The following is a 15776-nucleotide window of genomic DNA, read 5'->3' as shown; positions in this document are numbered from 1 at the left end:
CCCAAAAAGGGGGAGTCGGACCGCGGAGATCCAGGGTCGGAGCCGATTGCGGCCCAAGCTCGCGTCTAGCCTCTACCGCGCGTCCTTGTCTTGTTCGGCTTGGCGTTCTTTTCCAGGAACCCGATGATCTGGCCGGCGACGTCGATACCGGTCGCTTTCTCGACGCCTTCCAGCCCGGGCGACGAGTTGACCTCCATGACCACGGGACCGTGGTTCGACCGCAGCATATCCACGCCGCAGACGTTCAGGCCCATGATGTTGGCCGCGCGCACCGCCGTAGAGCGTTCCTCCGGCGTGATCTTGATCTTTTCCGCCTTGCCGCCGCGGTGCAGGTTGGATCGGAAGTCGCCTTCGGCGCCCTGCCGCATCATAGAAGCAACGACCCTGTCGCCGACCACCAGGCAGCGGATGTCCTTGCTGCCCGCCTCCTTGATGAACTCCTGCACCAGGATGTTAGCGCGCAGGCCACCGAAGGCCTGAATCATGCTCTTGGCCGCGCCGGGTGTCTCTCCCAGCACCACGCCGATCCCCTGCGTTCCCTCCAGCAGCTTGATGACAACCGGGGCGCCGCCGAGAATTTCCAGAATGTCTTCCGCCTGGCTCGTCGAGTGGGCAAACACCGAGACGGGCAGCCCGATGCCTTTTCTGGCCAGGAGCTGGAGGCTCCGCAGCTTGTCCCGCGACCGGCTGATCGCCACCGATTCATTCAGCGGATAGACGCCCATGACCTCGAACTGACGGAGGACCGCGGTGCCGAAGAAGGTGACCGATGCGCCGATACGCGGAATGACGGCGTCGAAGCCTTCGAGCTTCTCGCCCTTGTAACGGATTTCAGGCCGATGGGAGGCGATGTTAATGTAGACACGCAGCGTATCGATGATCTCGATCTGGTGGCCGCGCTGCTCGGCGGCTTCGACAAGCCGTTGATGCGAATAGAGATTCGGATTTCGAGCCATGAGCGCGATCTTCATCCGACTTTTCCTTTCCTTTTCTTCGCCTGCGGTCTGCTGCTCTTGAACGAGCTTCCGGGATCGACGATGAAGCGTCTGCGCAATGCCTGTCGTCCGAGGAGCATTCGAAATCCCATTTCGTCACGGTTGGTCAGAGTGACCTCGATGGGCCACTCCATCTCGCCGACGCGAAGCTGGACCTTGACCACGTAGCGGTGCTCCTGCTTGCCGTTCGATGACGTGACGACCCGCTCGTCGATGACCGGCGCCTCGCACAGGATTTCCGGCTGTCGCCGACGCTGAACGGGGTGCAGGTAGAAACGAACGAAGCGCTTCCCACCGCGTCTGAAAGGCTTCACCCGATAGGCATGGAGCGCGGACGTTCGAGCACCGGTGTCGATCTTTGCCTTGATCTGCTCAATGCCGAGGCCAGGTAGCGAGACCCATTCGCGCCATCCGACGATGGCTTTCTCTGATCTCGATCGACGTATTTTTGCATGCTGCCCGGGGGAAGAACCGGGCAGGCCTGGCTCAGGCATGGCCGACGAGGGGGGGCGCTTCCCCGAGGCATCGGTCGCTCACGCGCCTATAGCTGACGAAGGTGCGCTGGGACAAGACAACGAAGTAGGACTCGAGATCGATCAAGACATAGCCCAGTTCATAGAGTTCCTCGCCGATCGACCGGATCACGTCTTCAGTGACGCGCCTTCGCCGCGTCAAGGCGCGCAGGTGTTTCATCGAGACTCTGTAGCGCCCGCGTTCCTTGCCGCCGAACGGGCGCTCGTAGAGCCCCGCGAGTTCTTCGGCGACCTGCCGCTCCATGGATTTCTCTGTCATGACGCTTCCTCTCACTGCGCGCGCTCCCTGAAATCACAGAAAAACCCCTTCATGTCAATAAATTTTTGACTATAGCAAAAAAAACTATGATAATTGGGACCTGGTGGACGACCGGCCGTGGAAACCCTGCGGAGCTCGATGGCCCTGACGGTGGCGATCGACTCCGACAAGTTCAGCGGATGGTGCTGCTCTTCAGAATAGGGTTGTCGCTTTCTCGCAGGCCTCTTTGAGCCTACTTCTTGCCGTCCTGGCCTTCGGCGCTCTCTTTCGTGCGCGGGCTCGTGGGCATGGACAGCACCTGGCTTGACGGCGGCTCTGCCTCGGCCACATCCGTTGGCCCGCTTGCCGGAATAACGTGCACATCGCGCTGCGGGAAGGGGATCACGATGCCGGCTTCCCGGAAGGCGGCGTCGATGGCGAACCGCAGGTCGCTTGCTACCGACAGGTAGTTGTCCATGTCACGAATGTAGAATCGCAACTGGAAGAGTAGCGCGCTGTCGCCGAAGTCCATAAACATGACGTTGGGCTGCGGCCGGGCGCTGACGCTGCTGTGCGACTTGGCGCACTGGAGCAGCAGTTCACGGACCTTCGCCGTGTCCGATCCATAGGCCACGCCGATCGGTATCTCCACGCGACCGGATCGGTCCTTGTACATCCAGTTCGTCACCCGGCCGGCGATGAGCTCGGAGTTCGGGACGATTACCGAGGCGTTGGAGAAGGTCTGGATCTGGGTGCTGCGCACGCTGATGCGTTTGACGTAGCCCTGGTCCTGGCCGACCACGATCCAGTCGCCCACCTGGATCGGTCGCTCGACCAGCAGGATCAGACCCGAGACGAAGTTGCTGACCACGCTCTGCATGCCGAAGCCAATACCCACCGACAGCGCGCCTGCGATAAGGGCGAGTCCAGAGAGATCGATGCCCGCGGTATCGATGGCGATCAGCGCCGCAATCAACACGCCGGCATAGCCGATCCCGGTATTGACCGCGTTGCGCACGCCCGCGTCCATGCGCGTCTGCTGCAGGACGCGCACGTCCAGGAAGCGCTGAATGAAGCGGATGAGGGCGAGGAGGATGATGAAGACGACGATGCCGAAGAGGACGTCGGTCAGCGAGAAGCTGCGCCCGCCTATCGTGAACCCGGTCATCGCCCAGGCGATGCGCTCGAAGATGTTCTCCCAGCGGCCGCCCCAGAGTGGCACCAGGAAGGAGACCAGCGTGACGACCAGGCCGATGTCGAGAAGCAGCACCGACCAGACGTAGATCGGGTTGGCCTTCTCGCCCGGGTCCGGCGGCCTCTCGTCCTCGCGCGTGAAGACGGCGACGACATCGCGCGCCAATCCGTGGAGAACCAGGGCGACCAGGAAAATGCCTGCGCTCGCGGTCAGTCGCGACGCGATGTGTTCGGAGAGAACGCCGTAGCCGGCGAGCCCTGTGATCGGAATCGCCAGCGCGAGCGTCCCAACCAGCACGCGGCCGGCAAGCCACCAAGAGCTCCGCTGTGCCGAATCGTCCAGCGCTGGGCTCGACGGCTGGCCGGCCCGGATGGCTCGCGCTTCCTGCTCGGGGGTCCGCCAAAGCCGTCTGTCGAAAACGATTGCCAGGAACACCGCAGCGAGAGCGCCGTCGGCGACGAAATAGTACGTGTATTGTAGCGTCAGCGAGGGATCGAGATTCCGAAAGGGATAGGTGATCAGCTGATCGACGCCGATGATCACAGCGAGTTCGAAGGCCCGGCGAGACCAAAGGCGCGCCGCAAGGTCGCCGACCCGGAGGAGCCGCCAATGCGGCATTGAGGGGGACAGCATCGCGCGGGGCAAGCCGCGCAGCGCGCTCACCCAGATCACAGCGGCCAGGATTCCCTGCATGATATCCTGGAACAAACCGAACAAGAGCCCACGGCCGGCGAGCACACCGTAGGCGACCACGACGACCAGGATGGGGATGGCGGTCATTGCCGTCGCCTCGGCGAGCGCGGCGAAGACGCGCATGCGGTAGCTCGGCTCCTCGACACCTGGCCGGCGGCCGAAACTCAGCGACAACCAGCGCCGCAGATACCAGCCGAGGACCGCCGCGGCCAGCACGGCGAGGGTCGCGAATGCAAGGTAAGCCGCGCCGACCTTTTCGTTCACCTCCGGCGACTGATACCACACCGTGGGCGAGGCCAAGATCCGCGCGCCCAGCTCGACGAACTCGCCCGCGGCGCTCCCCCAGGTGTCGGCGGAAAGCAGCGATGGTGTGCGTACGAGAAGCTGCGCCTTGAGTAAGTCGACCCGCGCTTCGGCGATGGCACCGTCGAGCAGATTGGTCCGCTGAAAGAGGACATTGAGCGTCTTCAGCCGGCCTTCGGGGACGCTTTTCTGCTGGTCCAGTGCGCTGCGCTGCGCAGTGACCTCCGCCGACTCTGGCGGCTCACCCTCCTGCGGTGGCGGGCCCAGCGCGTCGATGAGGCCGGCGATTCGCTCGACCTCCAGCCCCAGGGGCCGCCGGGCCTCGTCGACCTCCTTGCGCACCTTGTCGACCCTCTGCTCGAGGCTGCCGAGCAGGGCAAGCGATCGAATCCCCTCCGCGATCTGCGCTTCGGCCCGGTCGAGGACGCGGCTCCAGCGCTCGAGTTGCTTCGCGGCGGCCTCCTCGGCGGGGCTTGCCGCGGGCCTATCCGCAGTTGTGCCGGGCGTGTTCTTGGCCACGGCGGCTTGAGCGGCCGGGGCGGGATCCTGCGCGGTCTGGGCGAAGGCCGGGAGGTCTGTCGCCAGAAGAGCGGCCAGCAGGACTGGAATCAGCAAGGCGCGCAGCATTGTATCGGTCTCCCACTCGCCGGAATACCCATCAGAGAACCAAAGAAGCTGGTATCAAGATCCCACGACGCAAGTCCGAGTCCAGGCAAGAGGAGTCGTCATAGACCCCGCGGCCTGGGGCCGGGGAATAGGCCCCTGTGGTGTTTCTGGCTCTGCCCGGCGTTTCAGGCGGCGTGACGCATACATAAAAAATATCGCTATAGCAAAAAAAATTTGTCTATAGAGCGATCTTGCATATATATCACGATCAGACAAATCCCAGACGCCCGTTGTGGGGTGAGCGGCTGAAGGCGTGCGGAAAGTGGCAGCGCGGTCACATTGAGCTGTTATCAAGAGCAATGAAGCAACCGGCGAGGGCATAGCACCCACGTGCCAGCCTGAAGAGAGATCCCAAGGAGAACAGGATTCGATGGAACTCACACTGGACACGCCACAGCGCGTGGCGATCGTGGTCGAGAAGAATAAGGCCGATACTTGGAGCGTGAGCGCCTACTTGGTTACCGTGGACGGGCGCCGCGAACGGCGCCAGCTGGGCGTGTTCGAAACACATGACGAGGCGGCCAAGGGGCTGAAGCGCTCATGGCAATATGCGTCGCTCGGGCCACGGGATGCGCCGACGGAATGCTGAGAGGGAGGCGCAGGTCGCCTGGCAGAAGCCCAGCACGAAAAAAAAGAGGGGCCGGCTCTCGAATGGCGCTGCCTGGCGCTAGTCGAACAATGGACGAATGGAGAGTGACGGAGACTTGCCGCACTTTGGGGCCTTCTTGGAGGAATGATATCGATTGCAGCCTTGGTTGCGGTGATAGCGGCCAGGGGCAGGGGTCTGCTTTGGCCGGTCGAAGGGAATCGGCTTCAGGGCGATAGCACCAAGATCGATTATCACGCAGCGGGCCAAAGACCTTTCGCGCACTTGAGGCTCCGCCCAACGGCAGAGGTTTTCTCTCTGCGTGCTTCGACAGGCATCGCCGACGCCCAGTGAAGCCGGATCAGCGGAGCGTAGCCGATCCTGACTTGTCAGTTCGTGACGAGCCCAAGACCGCTTTCCCGGGCTCCAGCCCCGGCGAAGCGAACGTCAGCATAAGCTTAGATTTCCGACCGCACAGGAATTCCGGAGATTTCAGATCATGGAAAGTCTCGCGTCACTGATGGCCGATCCGACAGCATGGGTTGCTCTCGCGACGCTGATCGTCATGGAGGTCGTGCTCGGCATCGACAATCTGATCTTCATATCGATCCTATCCAACAAGCTTCCGGAGGGGCAGCGCAGGCGTGCACGGCGCATGGGCATCATGGCGGCGCTTGTTCTCAGGCTGGGACTCCTGGGCATGGTCACCTTCATCATCCAGCTCACCGAGCCGATCTTCACGTTGTTCGAGCAGGCGTTTTCCTGGCGGGACATGATCCTGATCGTCGGCGGGCTATTCCTGGTATGGAAGGCAACGAAAGAGATCCACCACAGCGTGGATCCGGATCCGTCGGACACCGTTTTCGCGCCGGGCGCGGTGTCGGTCAGCTTCTCGGGAACGGTGGTTCAGATCCTGGCCCTGGACCTGGTATTTTCGATCGATAGCATCATCACGGCCGTCGGCATGACACCCCACGTACCGATCATGGTGGTGGCCGTCATCGCGGCTGTCCTTGCGATGTTGCTTGCGGCAGAGCCCTTGGCAGATTTCATCCACGCCAATCCGACGGTCGTGATGCTGGCCTTGGGCTTTCTGCTGTTGATCGGGACGACTTTGATCGCCGAGGGTTTCGGCGTTCACGTGCCGAAGGGCTACATCTACGCCGCGATGGCGTTCTCGGCTCTGGTGGAAGGGCTTAACATCCTCGCGCGCCGGGCCAGACGAAGAAAGAGAAGCGAGGTCGAGACATGACCGCCGCAGTGGCACCTGTCGCAGCGCTTCTTGTCAGCGTAGCTCTGCTTCTCATGGGCAACGGGTTGCAGGGCACGCTGCTTCCAGTTCGGGCTAGCCTCGAGGAGTTCAGCGCCCTGGACATTGGCGTGCTCGGTTCCTCGTACTTCGTCGGGTTCGCCGCCGGCTGTCTTCTTGGGCCCCACGTCGTAAGGCGTGCCGGGCACATCCGGAGCTTCGCGGCCATGGTCGCCATCGCGTCGTCGGTCGCCTTGCTGCACGCGCTCGTGGTCGACGCCTACGCGTGGTGGATTCTGCGGATGACCACGGGTTTCTGTTTCGCCGTGCTCTACATGGTGATCGAGAGCTGGCTCAACGAGCGGTCCACCAACGAGAACCGAGGACTGATCTTCTCGATCTATACGATCATCAACTTGACGGTCATCACCATAGGTCAGTTGATGCTGATGTTGGATGACCCTTGGAGCTTCCCGCTGTTTTCCCTGGCTTCTATCCTGGTTTCCTTGGCGGCTGTTCCGATCGCCCTAACGACGGCTCAAGCGCCGGCGCCGATCGAGGCGGTCAGGATCCGCTTCGCCTACCTCTACAAGCTCTCGCCGGTCGGCGTCATGGGGTGTTTTGCCGTCGGGCTCGCCAACGGCGCCTTCTGGTCGCTGGCACCAGTCTTCGCGCAGACGGAGGACTCGAGCACGGCCCGGGTCGCGCTCTTCATGAGCGTGGCGGTGATCGCGGGCGCCCTCGGACAATGGCCGCTCGGACGGCTGTCCGACAGAATGGACCGCCGCAAGGTGATCGTCCTCGCGGCGTTCGGCGCCGCGCTCGCCGGGGTCGGGATGACCGTCTTCAATCCCTTCTGGGACTGGGCGATCTTCGTCTTCATTTTCCTGTTCGGCCTCTTCGCTTTCCCCATGTACTCGCTCTCGGTCGCTCACATGAACGATTTTGTCGAGCCGAAAGGCTTTCTCGAAGCGGCGGGCGGCCTGCTCTTGGTCTTCGGCATCGGCGCGGTACTCGGCCCTCTCTTGGCCTCGACCACCATGCGCTTTATGGGCGTGGGAACTCTGTTCACCTACACGGCTGCCGTTCACGTCTTGATCGTGGTTTTCGTCATCTACCGCATGCGCAGAAGAGGTCCCGCATCGGAAGAAGAGCGCGTCGCCTTCGCGGACTCGATTCGGGTCGCGCAGACCGTCTCGACAGTCGACCCCTTGTCGCACGAATCATCCCAGACCGATTTGGATACAACCGCCGCCAACGCCGAGCCTACGCAGTCGGGAGCCGAGAAGATTCCAAAATCGCCCGACGACGGGGAGGATGCTGCACGGTGACGTGGACCGCGCTTGACTGATCGGCGGGCTGCCCCTAGCGAGCAGGCGCTTCGACGGAGGCGATTCCGCTCATCAAGCGGCCGAGGATGTCGGCGCCAGTGATCACGCGCTTTTCCCGTCCCCAGACGAGGATGACGTCGTTATCGATGACATTGTCGCCGGGACCGTCGGGGTGAACCTTCAAGAGCCCGATGACGTCGCCGAGGCGCCGCCCGGGATCGCGCACGATGATCGGCCGGTGGCAGTGGGCGAGGGGCCGAAAGCTGGCTGGCGCGAAGAGCGCACCGCGGAGAAAGGCGTCGGAGTTCAAGACGAACTGGGGTTCGTTCGACAGGTCCGTGACGACGATCCACTTGCGGCCGGAACGGTCGATCTGTTTGAGGAAGGGATCGGTGGCCGTTGCGCGGATCGCGGGGAAGACGGGGAGGCCGTTCTCGAGCGGCAGGCTGATCACGCTTCTCGGGTCGAGGATCTCGCCTTCCTCGGAGACCCTGAGGTCGTCCAGAGCGAGGAAGTTGAGGGCGCCCAGTCCCTCGAGTCGTTGGATCTCGGCGCCCTCGGCTTCGAAGTGTTTGTGGATCAGCTCGCGCATCTCGCGCTCGCGGTAGAGACGCACCCCCTGCCGCCCGAGCCACCGGTTGAGCACGGCAGCCGAGGGCTTGGCGAGGGGATAGAGCAGGACTCCATAGGCTCTCAACACGGGCGTCAGTGCGGAAACGATGCGCATGGCGTGGTTGGAGCAGTAAGCCTGGGGCAGGATTTCGCCGAAGATCGTGATCGCGAAGGTCGAGAACAGGAAAGCCGAGACGCCGGTCAGGACGGAATCCGACAGCAGCGTGAGCAGAACGTTGACCGCCACGTTGCCCCAGAGGATGGTCGTCAGGGTGAGATTGGGATCGCGCCTGAGAGCAAGCACCTTCAAAGCCTGTGGATCGCCGAGCGTGGCCTCGATCTCGAGCCTCATGCGGCCGACGCAAAAGACGGCGAGGTTCAATCCGGAGAACATGCCAGCCTGGCTCAGGCACAGTACGATTCCCGCCCAGGTGAGCAGATCCAACGTCGAAGGGGTCGTCATGGCTGGCGCTTCCTCCGCTTTTATAGAAGCTTAGGGTGCAACCCTGATATCAGCTCTCGATCGGTCTCATGACATCGCGCTTCCGAATCACTGCCAGGTGAGCCGGAGCGTATCGTCTTCCATCACCTCGACGCCGGTTCCTAGCCTCTCGCCTTCGCGGTTCATCAGATCCCGCAGCCAGCGGGCGTCCTTCGGCGAGGGGCGATTGAGCCGGAGGTTCCTGATCTGGAGCGGGACCATCTCGCAGCGGAGCAACGCGCCCGTCTCCGGGGCAAGGCTCGGGAAGTACATGAGGACCAGATCGTCCCGGAACTGCTCGTAGCCGCGGATGCCCTCGTAGTCGTTCAGGAAGTCGCCGCAGCCGTAGAAGATCGGGCGATCCTTGTAGACCTCGACGCCCTTGGGGTGGTGCGACGAGTGGCCGTAGACCAGGTCGACGCTGGCGTCGTCGATCAGGCGCCGGGCGAACGCGCGCTGCGCGCTCGGAATCTCGTAGCCCCAGTTGCCGCCCCAGTGGATCGAGACAATTGCGATATCCCGGGTCCGCTTCGCCGCCCTGACCTGGACCGCGATGGCTTCGGCGGCACTCGTCGAGAGGTCGTCCAAGTAGTTGACGCCCGGCCGGTCATCGGCCGCAGACCAGTCCCGGGGAACGCCGCCGGTCTCAGCGCCGAAGGAGAAGACCAGAACGCGGCGCTTGTCCGCCACCTCGAGGATTGCCGGCCTGCGCGCCTCGCGCGCGTCGCGGCCCGCGCCGGCGGTGCAGATCCCGGCCGCCTCCAGGGTCTCCAGGGTCTCGATCAGCCCCGCGCGGCCCCAGTCCAGCACGTGGTTGTTCGCCAGCACGCAGCAGTCGATCCCGGCCGCCGTGAGGCAGGGAAGGTTGTCTGGGCTCATACGGTAGCTGATGCCCTTGTCCGTGCAGTCTTCGCTTTTGGTAATGCTGGTCTCGAGGTTGACGATCCGCAGGTCGGGCGCGCGCCGCGACAGCTCGGGCAGGGCTTCGCCCCAGATGCCGGCGAAGCCCAACGGCCGATCGATCGGGCCGTTGGCCTTCTCGGCGAGCGCGACATAGGCCTCGGCCGAGGTGAGGTAGCGCTCGCAGATCCGCGAGTCGCCCGGGTGGGGCAGCACCTGGTCGATGCCGCGCCCGGTCATCACGTCGCCGCAGAGGAAGAGGGTGACGGCGTTCCGGTCGGCCGGGGACGCGCCGATTTCCGGTTCGGGCTTTACCAAGGCCGCCGCCGGGGACAGTGGGTTCGACAAGCCGGCGAGGGCGGGAGCGCCCGACAGCCGCAGAAGACGCCTTCGCCGCAGCCCGGCGAGAAAGGGCCCGGCCGCCCCGCGTTGCGAGGCTGCGCCGGCCGCGACCGCGTCACCGTCCCGCCGCTTCGTCCTCTCTCTCCCATGCCAGGATATCCTGGAGCAGGCTCTCGTACTTCCCCGCGGCCTTGGCGCCGAACAGCGGGTCGTCCTCGTCGGTCACCTGGCGATCAATGTCGGCCCAGTCCGCCTCGTCCAGAACCGCGCGCGCCGTCGGGAAAAAATGTTCCTGCTCCATCTTCATGTGCCGGCGCAGGTCGTCGATGAAGTTGCGCATCGCCGCGTCGAAGGCGCTCCTCGGGACCTCGACCTCGTCCCGCACGCGCGCGACCGCTTCCCGGAAGCGATGCACGTTCTCGCTGATCTCACTGTGCTCGCCTTCCAGGTCCCCGATCGCCTCGGCGGCGGCCGGATCCTTCTCTCGCAGCCTGCGGAAGATCAGGTCTTCCTTTGGATGGTGGCAGCGGTCGGGGAACTCCGTGAAGTACTCGGCGGCCGCCGTGAGCACGTCGTAGTCGGGCTGCTCACCGCGGTCGAAAATCTCCAGCTGGTGCTCCATCGCGTTCAACAAACGGGCGAGGTTCGCGTGCTCCTCGCCGAGCCTTCGCAGGACTTCCGCCATCTTCTCTCATCTCCCTCGTCTGCCGCCGGTGCAGGGATATGCGCCGCCGGGGGCAAGGTCCTGGCGCCTCTCCCTCGGCCGGCTCGGCACCGTCCGAACTTAAGCTTACGCACCGGCGTCCCGGCATGAATGATCCAGATCAAGAACGGCCCGCGCCTACCGGGCCGTGGTCACGACCCAAACCCGTGATTCTCTAGTAAAAACATATGGCTGGAAGATGAGGCCGAGAATCGCCATGAACCCGATTCTAGGTCGGGCGCAAGACCGGCTTCAACGGCCGCTCCGGCCAGTTTCGAAACTCAACCAGATCAGACGGTTGAACCAGGGTCTCGGACTCCAGGCCCGGGAGCGGCCGACGGCCCAAAAAGTTGCGCCGCGCATGCATTTGCCACCACCCCCCGCCGCCGCCCTTGTGCTACAAGTCTCTCCGGTATGAGGATTGTGGGCGGGGCGGGCAAAGCTGCCGCCCGGTCCGTTGAAGCATGGGAGGGGACATGGGTTGCGTTCGACGCGCGCGGCTGGGGGCTCTCGGCGTGGCCACGGCCTCGTTCCTGCTCTTCGCCTGCGAAGAGCAGAATACCTACGTCGCGCCGCCCGCGCCCGCGGTCACGGTGGCCAAGCCCCTGGTGACCGAGGTGACGGAGTACTTGGAGTTCACCGGCACGACCTCGGCCTATGCCCGGGTCGAGGTGCCGGCCCGGGTCCCCGGCGTCCTCCAGCGCGTCCATTTCGAGCCGGGCACACCGGTCAACCAGGGCGACCTGCTGTTCACCATCGATCCGGTCGAGTACGAGGCCCTGGTCAAGGCGGCCGAGGCGGAGCTCGCGCGCGCCGAGGCCCGCCAGGTCGAGACGGCGAAGACGCTGGAGCGCTCGGAGAGGCTGCTCAAGCGAGGCAACATCTCGCAGGCCAAGGTGGACGAAGCCCGGGCCGATTTCCTTGCGGCGAAGGCCGAGGTGCTGGTCCGCAAGGCCAACCTGACCCGCGACCAGATCAATCTCGGCTACACGCAGGTGACCGCGCCGATCTCCGGCCGGGTCGGGCGCAACCTGATCGACGTCGGCAACCTCGTCGGCAGGGGCGAGGCGACGATCCTGACCGACATCACGACCTTCAACCCGATGTACGTTTTCTTCGACATTAACGAGCGCGACCTTCTGCGGGTCATGGCGATGAGCCGATCCACGGACGCCGACGAGGGGCGCGCCGGCAAGCGGGAGGCGACTCCTCTCGAACTCGGACTGGCGACCGAGAGCGGCTACCCGCACATCGGCCAAACGGATTTCGCCGAATCCCAGGTCGATCCCAACACGGGAACGCTCCGGGTCCGCGGCGTGTTCGAGAATCCGGGCAAGCAGCCGATCTTGCTGCCGGGTCTCTTTGCCCGCATACGCCTGCCGATCGCCACGCGACCCGACATGCCTCTGGTCACCGAACGGGCGGTCGGTTTCGATCAATCCGGGCAGTATCTCCTGGTGGTCAATGACGAGAACGTTGTCGAGAAGCGCAACGTGACCTTGGGGCAACTGGTCGACGGCCTGCGCGTCGTCGAGGAGGGCATCGAGGCGGACGAGCGCGTGGTGGTGGTCGGTCTGCAGCGGGCGCGCGAGGGGCTCGAGGTCGAGCCCGAGGTGATCGACATGAAGAGCCTGTCGGCGCCCGCGATCGAGGCGGCAATCCAGGCTAATAGGGAACCCGAGCCGCCGAAGGAAAGCGCGCAGGAAGTCGATGCCGAGGCCGGCGCTGAGAGCGCCGACGACGCCGAGACTGCCGCTGGCGCGGCAACCGACTAGTCGGACGGGGCTGCGCGGATGTTCTCCAAGTTCTTCATCGAACGGCCGATCTTCTCGAGCGTGGTGTCGATCGTCATCGTCATCGCGGGGCTGGTGACCCTCGGGACCTTGCCGATTGCCCAATATCCCGAGATCACACCGCCGACGGTCGAGGTCAGTGCCGTCTATCCGGGCGCCAGCGCCAGCGTCATTGCGGAGACGGTGGCCGCGCCGATCGAGCAGGAAGTGAACGGCGTCGAGCGCATGATCTACATGTCCTCGACCAGCGCCAGCGACGGCTCCTACAACCTTACTGTGACCTTCGAGGTCGGCACGGACCTGGATCTCGCCCAGATCCTGACCCAGAACCGGGTCTCGCTCGCAGAGCCCCGCTTGCCCGAGGAAGTGAAGCGCGAGGGCATCAACACCAAGAAGAAGTCGACCAACATCGTCCTCTTGATCTCGCTGGTTTCACCCGACGGCCGCTACGACGAGCTCTTCCTCAGCAACTACGCGACCCTGCAGCTGCGCGACCGGTTGGCCCGGATCGACGGCATCGGCGAGGTCACGATCTTTCCGTCGAGCGACTACAGCATGCGGATCTGGCTGGATCCGCAGCGGCTCCGCTCGCTCGGCATCACGACCGCAGAGGTGGTCGGCGCGATCCGCGAGCAGAACGCGCAGGTCGCCGCAGGACAGATCGGCCAGCCGCCGGCGCCCGATTCGCAGACCCTTCAGCTGTCGGTCAACGTCCTGGGGCGCCTGTCCGATATCAGCCAGTTCGATGAGATCATCGTCAAGACCTCAGAAGACGGCCGGATCGTCCGTCTGAAAGACGTCGCGAGGATCGAGCTCGGCGGCCAGAACTACAACCTGACTTCGAGCCTGAGCGGAGCGCCGTCCTCCAGTGTCTTGATCTATCAGCTGCCGGGGGCGAACGCCCTTCAGGTGGCGCAGGAAGTGCGGGCGACCATGGAGGAGCTCTCGGCTCTCTTCCCTGCCGGCCTCGAGTACACGATCCCCTACGACACCACGCTCTTCGTCGAGGCCTCGATCGACGAGGTCTTCGTAACGCTGTTTCAGGCCGCCGCACTGGTCTTCCTGGTTCTGTTCATCTTCCTCCAGGACTGGCGCGCGACGCTGGTGCCCGCCGTGGCTATCCCGGTCTCCCTGATCGGCACCCTCGCGGTGATGGGCGCCTTGGGCTTCTCCCTCAACATGCTGACCCTCTTCGGGCTGGTGCTGGCGATCGGGGTCGTGGTCGACGATGCCATCGTCATCGTCGAGGCGACCTCCGTGCACATCGAAAAGGGCATGACGGCGAGAGAAGCCGCGATCAAGGCGATGTCGGAGGTCTCCGGCGCTGTGGTCGCCACGACCCTGGTGCTCTTGGCGGTCTTCGTGCCGGCCGCCTTTCTGCCGGGCATCACCGGCGAGATGTACCGGCAGTTCGCCCTGACCATCGCCGTCGCGACGGTGTTCAGTACGATCAACGCGCTGACCATGAGCCCGGCGCTCTCGGCGCTGCTGCTGCGGCCGCCGAAGGAGAAGAAGAACGCCTTCTTCCGGGGCTTCGACAAGGTCTTCGACAAGCTCGGCATGGGCTACACGTCGCTGTCGAAAATTCTGCTCCGGCGCGCGGCCTTCGTGATGCTGCTGTTCCTCGGCCTTCTCGGTCTGACAGGCTGGCAGTTCGGCCAGATACCGACGGGGTTCCTGCCCGAGGAGGATCAGGGCTATGTCATGGCGAGCGTCCAGCTTCCCGACGGCGCCTCCCTGGGGCGGACACAGCAGGTCCTGAAACAGATCGACGGTATGCTCGAGACCATGCCCGGCGTTGCGAACTGGGTTTCCCTCGGCGGCTTCTCTCTGATTGACGGAACCAACGCCTCCAACGCCGCGATCATCTTCGTCACCATGGATCCCTGGGAAGAACGGACCGATCCCAGCTTGAGCCAGGAGGCGATCCTGGCAAACCTGCAGGGCAAGCTGTTCTCTATTCAGGAGGCCATTGCCTTCGCCTTCCCGCCGCCGGCGATCAGCGGCCTCGGCGTCGCCGGCGGTTTCCAGTTCCAGCTTCAGGACCGCGGCGGTATCGGCTTGAACGAGCTCGAGAAGGCGACGCGAGAGTTGATCGCCGACGGCAATGCCCAGTCGGGCCTCACCAACCTCAACACGACCTTCCGGGCCGGCGTGCCGCAGCTCTTCGCCGAGGTGGACCGCGTCAAGGCGAAGACGCTGGGGATTTCCCTGGACGAGGTCTTCGGCACGCTCCAGGCTTATCTGGGCTCGGCCTATGTCAACGACTTCAACCGTTTTGGCCGGACCTGGCAGGTCAAGGTTCAGGCCGACCACCGCTTTCGATTGCAGCCGAGCGATATCCGACAGCTCGAGGTGCGCAACAGCGCCGGCCAGATGGTTCCTATCGGCACCCTGGTGGACGTCGACTTCGTGACCGGCCCGCAGACCATCCTGCGCTATAACCTCTACCCCGCCGCGTCGATCACCGGCGCGGCGGCGCCGGGCTTCAGCTCGGGCCAGGCGCTCCAGTTGATGGAAAACATGGCGACGGCCAAGCTGCCGCCCTCCATGGGTTTCGAGTGGACCGGCGTGTCGTTCCAGGAGAAGCAGGTCGGCAACGAGGCGATCATCATCTTTGCGCTGGCGATCCTGCTCGTCTTCCTGGTGCTGGCGGCGCAGTACGAGAGCTGGACGAGTCCGGCCGCCGTTATCCTGGTCGTTCCCCTTGCCGTCTTGGGCACGCTCGCCGCGCTGATCGCCCGCGAGTTCGACAACAACGTCTACACCCAGATCGGCATCGTCCTCCTGATCGGCCTGGCCAGCAAGAACGCGATCCTGATCGTCGAGTTCGCCCGGGCCGAACGGGAGAAGGGGCTCGGCATTGTCGAGGCCGCCGTGGAGGCCGCCAAACTGCGCTTCCGGCCGATCCTGATGACGGCGATCTCGTCGATCGCCGGCTTCATGCCCCTGGTCGTGGCTACCGGGGCCGGCGCCGCCAGCCGCCAGGCCGTGGGCACGGCGGTGATCGGCGGCATGATTGCGGCAACCATCATGTCGCTGCTGTTCACCCCGGTCTTCTACCGGGTCATGCAGGGGTTGGGCGAGCGCATCGGGCGCAGGCCGGAACAGGCCGCGGCCAAAGAGCCGGCAGAGTAGGGAGCTTGCCCTCGCTGG

12 protein-coding genes are annotated in these 15776 nt (G+C 64.2%); 5 read left to right on the top strand and 7 right to left on the bottom strand.

Annotated features, from left to right (window positions below; all coding sequences use genetic code 11):
* Window positions 1-65: 65 nt before the first annotated feature.
* The 4 genes from rimK to QNJ67_21620 all read right to left on the bottom strand — a co-directional run bounded on the left by rimK (window position 66) and on the right by QNJ67_21620 (window position 4584).
* Window positions 66-971, bottom strand: coding sequence for a 30S ribosomal protein S6--L-glutamate ligase (gene rimK, locus QNJ67_21635; protein ID MDJ0611590.1), 906 nt, complete (start codon window positions 969-971; stop codon window positions 66-68).
* The gene (locus QNJ67_21630) at window positions 968-1489 is read right to left on the bottom strand and encodes an ATP-dependent zinc protease (protein MDJ0611589.1); all 522 of its coding nucleotides are present in this window, start codon (window positions 1487-1489) and stop codon (window positions 968-970) included. Before QNJ67_21630 ends, rimK begins: the two co-directional genes overlap by 4 nt.
* A complete protein-coding gene (locus QNJ67_21625) occupies window positions 1482-1787 on the bottom strand; it encodes a hypothetical protein (protein ID MDJ0611588.1) in 306 nt (101 codons plus the stop codon). Before QNJ67_21625 ends, QNJ67_21630 begins: the two co-directional genes overlap by 8 nt.
* A gap of 232 nt (window positions 1788-2019) precedes the next feature.
* Window positions 2020-4584, bottom strand: coding sequence for a DUF3772 domain-containing protein (locus QNJ67_21620; protein MDJ0611587.1), 2565 nt, complete (start codon window positions 4582-4584; stop codon window positions 2020-2022).
* Between the two features lie 409 nt (window positions 4585-4993).
* Between QNJ67_21620 and QNJ67_21615 the strand changes: the two genes are divergently transcribed.
* From QNJ67_21615 to QNJ67_21605, 3 genes are all read left to right on the top strand, one after another.
* On the top strand, window positions 4994-5212 hold the full coding sequence (locus QNJ67_21615; GenBank protein MDJ0611586.1) for a hypothetical protein: 219 nt from the start codon (window positions 4994-4996) through the stop codon (window positions 5210-5212).
* A gap of 496 nt (window positions 5213-5708) precedes the next feature.
* Window positions 5709-6461 carry a TerC family protein gene (locus QNJ67_21610; protein ID MDJ0611585.1) on the top strand — a complete coding sequence of 251 codons (753 nt, stop codon included), beginning with the start codon at window positions 5709-5711 and terminating at the stop codon, window positions 6459-6461.
* Window positions 6458-7789, top strand: a complete 1332-nt coding sequence (locus QNJ67_21605) for an MFS transporter (GenBank protein ID MDJ0611584.1) — start codon at window positions 6458-6460, stop codon at window positions 7787-7789. The genes QNJ67_21610 and QNJ67_21605 overlap by 4 nt, the downstream gene beginning before the upstream one ends.
* 34 nt (window positions 7790-7823) lie before the next feature.
* Here QNJ67_21605 and QNJ67_21600 read toward each other — a convergent pair whose 3' ends face one another.
* The 3 genes from QNJ67_21600 to QNJ67_21590 all read right to left on the bottom strand — a co-directional run bounded on the left by QNJ67_21600 (window position 7824) and on the right by QNJ67_21590 (window position 10809).
* Window positions 7824-8864 carry a CNNM domain-containing protein gene (locus tag QNJ67_21600; protein MDJ0611583.1) on the bottom strand — a complete coding sequence of 347 codons (1041 nt, stop codon included), beginning with the start codon at window positions 8862-8864 and terminating at the stop codon, window positions 7824-7826.
* Window positions 8865-8951: 87 nt separating this feature from the next.
* Complete coding sequence (locus QNJ67_21595) at window positions 8952-10100, bottom strand: CapA family protein (GenBank protein MDJ0611582.1); 1149 nt, start codon at window positions 10098-10100, stop codon at window positions 8952-8954.
* Window positions 10101-10239: 139 nt separating this feature from the next.
* Window positions 10240-10809: a hemerythrin domain-containing protein gene (locus tag QNJ67_21590; GenBank protein ID MDJ0611581.1), complete on the bottom strand. Its 570-nt coding sequence runs from the start codon at window positions 10807-10809 to the stop codon at window positions 10240-10242.
* 494 nt (window positions 10810-11303) lie between these two features.
* On the opposite strand from QNJ67_21590, the gene QNJ67_21585 reads away from it, so the two are divergent.
* The gene (locus tag QNJ67_21585; GenBank protein ID MDJ0611580.1) at window positions 11304-12602 is read left to right on the top strand and encodes an efflux RND transporter periplasmic adaptor subunit; all 1299 of its coding nucleotides are present in this window, start codon (window positions 11304-11306) and stop codon (window positions 12600-12602) included.
* A gap of 18 nt (window positions 12603-12620) precedes the next feature.
* Window positions 12621-15758, top strand: a complete 3138-nt coding sequence (locus tag QNJ67_21580; protein ID MDJ0611579.1) for a multidrug efflux RND transporter permease subunit — start codon at window positions 12621-12623, stop codon at window positions 15756-15758.
* Window positions 15759-15776 lie beyond the last annotated feature (18 nt).

The organism is Kiloniellales bacterium, assembly GCA_030064845.1.
GTDB lineage: Bacteria > Pseudomonadota > Alphaproteobacteria > Kiloniellales > JAKSDN01 > JASJEC01.
The sequence above is the reverse complement of the archived record's forward strand: the minus strand, read 5'-3'. Positions and strand labels throughout refer to the sequence as shown.

What these genes read in the sequence shown, in the direction of transcription:
- rimK (MDJ0611590.1), bottom strand. Translation starts at nt 971, where the DNA reads ATGAAGATCGCGCTCATGGCTCGAAATCCGAATCTCTATTCGCATCAA.
- QNJ67_21630 (MDJ0611589.1), bottom strand. Translation starts at nt 1,489, where the DNA reads ATGCCTGAGCCAGGCCTGCCCGGTTCTTCCCCCGGGCAGCATGCAAAA.
- QNJ67_21625 (MDJ0611588.1), bottom strand. Translation starts at nt 1,787, where the DNA reads ATGACAGAGAAATCCATGGAGCGGCAGGTCGCCGAAGAACTCGCGGGG.
- QNJ67_21620 (MDJ0611587.1), bottom strand. Translation starts at nt 4,584, where the DNA reads ATGCTGCGCGCCTTGCTGATTCCAGTCCTGCTGGCCGCTCTTCTGGCG.
- QNJ67_21615 (MDJ0611586.1), top strand. Translation starts at nt 4,994, where the DNA reads ATGGAACTCACACTGGACACGCCACAGCGCGTGGCGATCGTGGTCGAG.
- QNJ67_21610 (MDJ0611585.1), top strand. Translation starts at nt 5,709, where the DNA reads ATGGAAAGTCTCGCGTCACTGATGGCCGATCCGACAGCATGGGTTGCT.
- QNJ67_21605 (MDJ0611584.1), top strand. Translation starts at nt 6,458, where the DNA reads ATGACCGCCGCAGTGGCACCTGTCGCAGCGCTTCTTGTCAGCGTAGCT.
- QNJ67_21600 (MDJ0611583.1), bottom strand. Translation starts at nt 8,864, where the DNA reads ATGACGACCCCTTCGACGTTGGATCTGCTCACCTGGGCGGGAATCGTA.
- QNJ67_21590 (MDJ0611581.1), bottom strand. Translation starts at nt 10,809, where the DNA reads ATGGCGGAAGTCCTGCGAAGGCTCGGCGAGGAGCACGCGAACCTCGCC.
- QNJ67_21585 (MDJ0611580.1), top strand. Translation starts at nt 11,304, where the DNA reads ATGGGTTGCGTTCGACGCGCGCGGCTGGGGGCTCTCGGCGTGGCCACG.
- QNJ67_21580 (MDJ0611579.1), top strand. Translation starts at nt 12,621, where the DNA reads ATGTTCTCCAAGTTCTTCATCGAACGGCCGATCTTCTCGAGCGTGGTG.